This window comes from Ferroplasma sp. Type II (genome assembly GCF_000496155.1).
The window spans coordinates 1-6,107 of sequence record NZ_KI542821.1 but is presented as its reverse complement, the minus strand read 5'-3'; the positions used below and the strand labels follow the sequence as shown (position 1 = coordinate 6,107).

At 40.6% G+C, this 6,107-nt stretch carries 5 protein-coding genes and 1 pseudogene; 3 read left to right on the top strand and 3 right to left on the bottom strand.

The genetic code is table 11. The features are described 5' to 3' along the window. Nucleotides 1–522, bottom strand: a pseudogene (locus AMDU4_RS13115) (imidazolonepropionase); the annotation flags it as partial. Between the two features lie 134 nt (nt 523–656). On the opposite strand from AMDU4_RS13115, the gene hydA reads away from it, so the two are divergent. From hydA to AMDU4_RS13100, 3 genes are all read left to right on the top strand, one after another. Next, the gene (gene hydA, locus AMDU4_RS13110; protein WP_021788415.1) at nt 657–2,030 is read left to right on the top strand and encodes a dihydropyrimidinase; all 1,374 of its coding nucleotides are present in this window, start codon (nt 657–659) and stop codon (nt 2,028–2,030) included. After that, a complete protein-coding gene (locus tag AMDU4_RS13105; protein WP_021788414.1) occupies nt 2,031–3,290 on the top strand; it encodes a M20 family metallo-hydrolase in 1,260 nt (419 codons plus the stop codon). An 86-nt stretch (nt 3,291–3,376) separates the two neighbouring features. Then, nucleotides 3,377–3,967 (top strand): DUF998 domain-containing protein, encoded by a 591-nt coding sequence (locus AMDU4_RS13100; RefSeq protein ID WP_021788413.1) that lies wholly within the window; start codon nt 3,377–3,379, stop codon nt 3,965–3,967. Between the two features lie 94 nt (nt 3,968–4,061). Here AMDU4_RS13100 and AMDU4_RS13095 read toward each other — a convergent pair whose 3' ends face one another. Next, entirely contained in the window at nt 4,062–5,474 is a 1,413-nt protein-coding gene (locus AMDU4_RS13095) for an APC family permease (RefSeq protein ID WP_021788411.1), read from the bottom strand. Nucleotides 5,475–5,770: 296 nt separating this feature from the next. Beyond that, the coding region (locus AMDU4_RS13090; protein WP_021788410.1) for an NUDIX hydrolase at nt 5,771–6,107 on the bottom strand (337 nt) is incomplete at its 5' end.

Below are 6,107 nucleotides of genomic sequence, written 5' to 3'. Positions count from 1 at the left end.
TGTGAAATTTTCTCTAATTATGGCAGCAACACCCATTCTTGTGGTTGGCCTGGTCCCCTTCCATTCAGTTGTGCTCCGTGGATTGTATCCCAGAGCCATTTTGACCCCGATATCCTTCACAAAAGCATCCTTTGTGTTTTTTGAGAAATTCCTGATAAGCGATCCCATGCCTCCCAGAATATTTCCACTCCCAGGCAAAACAACAGAGTACAGTACGTTGTTTTCAACAGATTCAGTGAATGCATGGTCATCCATATAAACACCGTCAATTGCTCTGGCGAGTGGAATCATTGAATCCAGTTTGTCGTTTGCTTCACTCTCTAATCCCGGTTCACCTGCCCTGTCCAGTCCAATATGGCTGTGTGGGTCAATGAATGCAGGGGTTACAATGCCTTCCTCAAGAATTTCGCAATCCGGCTTATTCCGGGATACTTCCATTATGCTGTCTCCGTCGAAACTTACATAAACATTTTTCTGCACACCCTTTCCATCATAAAGCAAATTCGCCTTCACCGCTTTCATAATCTAATATAAGGCTATTTGATTTAAATTTAACCGTAGAACTAATTTCTATCCTGAACTGGAGAAACAGTACTGCATTATTAAATGTAATTCCTGCTCAAAAGAGTTAAATAACCACAGATTATATATTTTATATGAGTTTTGACCTGATACTTGATGATGGAAATGTGTTTTTATGTGGCCGTTTAAAAAGGACATCTATAGGGATAAGGGATGGAAAAATAGCAGCCATAGGAAGCCTTAACAGCCTTTCTGGCAATGGAAAAAGAATTGATTTAGCAGGAAAACTTGTAATACCCGGGGGAGTTGATCCACATACTCATATAGAAGGCTATTCCAGTGCAGGTACAATCAAGAACGGAACGGAATCCGCGGCCATTGGGGGAACTACAACAGTGCTGGACTTTTCGCAGGCAAACAAAAGTGAGGATACAGTTGCCGCTGCAGCATCCAAGATAAAGAGATTTTCTGAAAGCAGTTCCCTGGACTTTACCATAAAACCCATGATGGTAACAGAAGACTTCGCGTCCAGTGAGAGGCTAGAATCTATATTTTCTAAACTGTCTAATATGGGAATAATGGCAGTGAAGATTTTCACCACATACAAAAATCTCGGAAGGTATGCCAATAATTATCAAATTCTCCAGGGAATGAACATTGCAAGAAAATACGGGATAATAGTACAGATTCACGCAGAAAACAATGATTTCCTGGAAGGTAATCTGGAATCGCTCCTTGCACAGGGAAAAACGGAAGCAAAGTACCATGCCATAAGCAAACCACCTGTAAGTGAGGATGTTGCTGTGGCCGATTCTGCCCTAATGGCCGGAGAATCCGGTGCCAAGGTTTACTGTGTCCATCTTTCTACAAAAACATCACCTGAAATTATAGATATCGCCAGACTGCATGGAATAGATATATATGGAGAAACATGCCCTCAGTATCTGATTCTGGACAGCAGTTACCTTGAAAGGGAAAATGGAAATGAATATCTCTGCAGTCCGCCTTTGAGACAGAAAGAGGATAATAAAAGAATGTGGGATGCCATAGCATCAGGAAAAATACAGGCTGTAGGTTCAGACCATGTTCCTTTTCTGGCTGAACAGAAAAGGGCAGGAATACCGTTCAATAGGGTTCCAAATGGAATTCCGGGAATAGAGACAAGGCTCCCACTTCTGTTTTCCGAGGGCGTGCAGAAGGGGCGAATCACACTGGAAAAATTCGTTGATGTGATCAGCTCATCTCCGGCAAAGATATTTAATTTATACCCAAGAAAGGGGTCAATATCCATAGGCAGTGATGCAGACATAACTGTTATAGATACAAAATTGGAACATGGCCTCCGTGCTGAAGACCTTCACATGGGTACTGACATTGCCATATACAGCCACATGAAAACAAAAGGATGGCCGGTACTTACTATTTCCGGTGGAGAGATACTTGCAGAGAATGATGTTTTCACAGGAAGAGGGAAAAAGGGACATTTTCTTGAAAAAGGAGGCATTTAAATGGAAAATATGGAAAGAATCAAAAAAATCCTGATAGAACAGGGGGCTATTGGCAGAGAGAATGGAAAGGCCATATCCGAATACGAAACACTGACAGAAAATGACGGGGTCACAAGGCCTGCAGGCACGGAGAAGGATAAAAAAACCAGGGATTATTTCGTTGACCTGTGCAAAAAGAATGGGTTTGAACCGTTCATAGATGTTTATGGAAATATATTTGTGACTCTCAGGGGAAGCAGCCCAGATGGGGGAATAATAATGATGGGGTCACATCTTGATTCTGTTGTCCATGGCGGCATGTTCGATGGTACAATGGGTGTTTTCAGTGCGCTTGAAGTTCTTCTCAGGTTCAAAGAATCAGGATACAGAAACAGGAGAGATATTGTTGCTGTAGCCTTTACAGGGGAGGAAGGATCGGCATTTCACCAGCCAATGCTGGGCAGCAACGGATTTACAGGAAATATTGGCAGGGAGAAACTCTGGGCATTGAAAAATCGTGATGGAACTGATTTCAAATCTGCAATGCAGAGAATAGAATACCTGGGCGATTCCGAATTTCCGGGAAAACCTGAATATTACCTTGAATACCACATAGAGCAGGGACCTGTACTGGAAGAAAAGGATAAGGAGATAGGAATTGTTACATCCATAACGGGTCAATGCGTCCTTTCTCTGGAACTTGAAGGTATACAGGGGCATTCCGGAACAACCCCCATGGAGATGAGAAGCGATGCTCTTGTAAGGGCTGCAGATATCATTGCCAGCGTGGACAGGATAGCCAGGGATGCATCCAAAAAATACAGAAACCACAGTGTTGGTACTGTGGGTGAATTATCTGTAGATCCAGGAAGGTTCAATGTAATTCCAGGACATGTAAATATGAAAATAGATTTAAGGAGCGAACAAAGTGAAAGCCTTGCCTTCATGAAGAAAAAGGTACTGGATGAGATAGAAAGGGAAAAATTTGGTGTGAAAATTAAATATTCAATTGTGGCTGAGGTGGAACCTTCAATAATGTCAGATGAGGTGATGAATGCTATCAGGTCTTCTGTATCTACACTTGGGTTCACCAGCATGGATATGCCAAGTGGAGCAGGGCATGACACAATCCCAATTTCCAGAATATCAAAGGCAGGCATGATATTTGTTCCAAGTATCAGGGGGCTGAGCCACACTCCACTGGAATGGACGAATTTCAGTGATGTTGAAAAAGGATTGGAGGTACTGGCCGAGACTGTAAAGATCCTGGACAGAACATAGATCAACAAAATTTTATTCTATTATTTACTGGTTTTCAGAACAATGGATATACAAAATTAAATATAGTTCTTAACATATTATTATATATGAATAATAATAAAATTATAACCTGTTCTGGATTTTCTGCCATACTGGCTGCCTGGCTGACCATTGTTATTTCTATAATTAAAAATCCATGGTTCAGAATTACTGGAAATGCTTTAAGTGACCTGGGAGGTGGAAACATGATTTTAAATTTCCACCCTGCACCAACTGACCCCTATATTTACAATGTAGGACTTATGATAACAGGGATATTGATTGCATTATTTTCCATAGCCATAATAATTAATTCCAGAAATAAGATAGAAAATACGGGGGCATCGTTTTTCATAATTGGAGGACTGTTCCTGGCCTTGATAGGCATATACCATGAGGGAACTTATCCACATGATTTTGTTTCCATATGGTTTTTCATCATTGCCTCAATATCCTATGCCACAATAGGCATATCATTATTATTTGGACAATTCAAAAAAACCGGTGTTTTACTGTTAATTATACTTATTGTGTCATGGGCAATATTTATTGCCGTTCCCTGGCAATCCGTTGCAGAAAATGAAATATTTGGGATGATTATTATAGATGTTATGGTATTGCTTCACCTTTATACATTTTCCAGGAGAATTGAAAAATGAATGGAAAGTTTATTGCCTATCAAAAAATTATCTCTGTCAGGAAAGGGAAATTCAGGTTCGAAATGTTAAAAAATAATTTTATAGTTATGATTAATCAGAGAGAGAATTTACCCACATCCTCAAGTATTTTAGGTTTTTTAGCCCTGTAATAAAAATACATTACCACAATGAATACAAAGTAGATTCCCGACATATATGAGGCATAGTTTAATGGCGGTGGTGGAGCCGGATACACAACATATACAATTGCAACAACAAGTGCTATGGCTACTGCCCATGGTATTGCAAGGTGCTGTATTATTTTCAATGTTCCCTTTCTTTTATGGTAGAATCCCAACCCAATTCCAGCTATAGCATGATTTGAAAAACTGAATATTGAATTGCTGATGATAAGGAACAGGCTGGCAGTCAGTGGCCCCAGTATGAGCCCGGAAACTATGGCTATGGTCATGCTCAGCAGTCCTGTAAATATGACCAGGTTTCCCGGTACCTTGTGTTTATTGATCTTTGCAAAAACCTTTGGAAACAAGAGATCATCCCTGGCATATGCATATGAAGTCCTCACTGTGCTGGTTTCAAATGCCACTCCCGAAGAGTTGAAGCTGTTTATGATAAACAATGCAAATATTGCAGCAACTGCAAGTCCAAGATACCTGGTGTACACATAAATTCCCGGATCTGATAGGCTTGCATAGTTAAACATATTGTTTACTCCGTATACTACGGACTGGGCATAGGAACTCATTATTATGACAGCCCCTATGAGCCCGGCGAGTATTCCCAGTGCAAGTGGTATATTTTTTCTGGGGTTTTTTGTTTCCTCGGCAACTGGAACAATAGAATTAAGACCTCCGAATGTGGCTATGCCCAGAATCATTTCCACTGCAATGTCAGTATAATTGAAATGCACTGCTGCTGCAGTGAAGGGAACGAATGAGTTGTTTGGGCCTGCAATGACTATGAGGGCTATTGATGTGCCAACAAGGAATATAAATTCTGCAAGCCCTGTATAGAGAACGTATTTCAATGACAGTTTTACACCAAAGAAATTCAAGACTGTTGTCTCACCGATTATAATTATTGTGAGTGGAATCCAGATCCATGGATATGCTGCTGCAAGTGCCGGATCCAGTGCATAAAGAAAGGCGGTGAGCCCAAGCATTGCGAAGCCCGTATATCCTAAAAGATAGTAGTAATAATATGAAATGCCGCCATAAAATGAAAGGAATCTTCCTGTACTTTTAAATGCCTTCCTGTGAAATGCTGCCCATGAATAGGCTGAAGCCACCTCTTTCGACCATTCGTAGGTGACAAGTGTCATTCCGCAATATATAATGAATGCGAGAACTATAACCAGTGTCATAGAAGCGCCAACAGCTCCGGCAATTCCAACAAAAAACAAAGCCGTGACTGCAGCTGGGCCATTAGTCCCTAAACCCTGTGCCAGTGCCTGCCACATACTTAATGTGTGTGTAGCAAGCCCGGATTTTGCATCCTGATTTTCCATCAGAATAAAACTATAAATTATATAAAAAGCTATCGCAACATATATCGGGTATTTTTACAATTTCTGGATAAACAGCTTCTAAAGATCCATGAAAACTCAATTGTGATAACTGTGCTGAACGCATGGAATTTAAGTATCCTCTATTGGCTTATATCAGCATTGCAACTATATAATAATGAGCAATGCGGAAACAAAAAAATAATTTGAAAGGTTTAATGTTTCCAGTTTTGTGTATGTGGACAAAGGGAAAAAGAACCCTGATACTGATACATATCTTTAATAGAGAATTACTGGTTTTAGGAAAAATAATCACGGAGGATGCGGTAGGTTAGCCCAAAAACTACATAATTTCCAAACCGGTAGGTTTCATTATCCAGCAGCAGATCCTTTTCAGATGACCAGAAATATTGTGATATCTCATTGTCCGGATGCACTTCTGTAGTACTGGATATACATTCATAGGCAGCGACACTTACATGCCCGTTCAGTGTATGATATAGTCCCAGTAGCCTATTTACCGTAACAGAAAGCCCAGTTTCTTCCATTGTTTCCCTTATTGCGGCCTGTTCACATGTTTCCCCATTTTCCATGTGCCCCCCTGGAAGAGCCATCTGCCCTGACCATGGATCGCCT

Bases quoted from the DNA above. Each gene is read 5' to 3' on its own strand.
- AMDU4_RS13105 (WP_021788414.1), top strand. From the start codon at position 2,031: ATGGAAAATATGGAAAGAATCAAAAAAATCCTGATAGAACAGGGGGCT.
- hydA (WP_021788415.1), top strand. From the start codon at position 657: ATGAGTTTTGACCTGATACTTGATGATGGAAATGTGTTTTTATGTGGC.
- AMDU4_RS13095 (WP_021788411.1), bottom strand. From the start codon at position 5,474: ATGGAAAATCAGGATGCAAAATCCGGGCTTGCTACACACACATTAAGT.
- AMDU4_RS13100 (WP_021788413.1), top strand. From the start codon at position 3,377: ATGAATAATAATAAAATTATAACCTGTTCTGGATTTTCTGCCATACTG.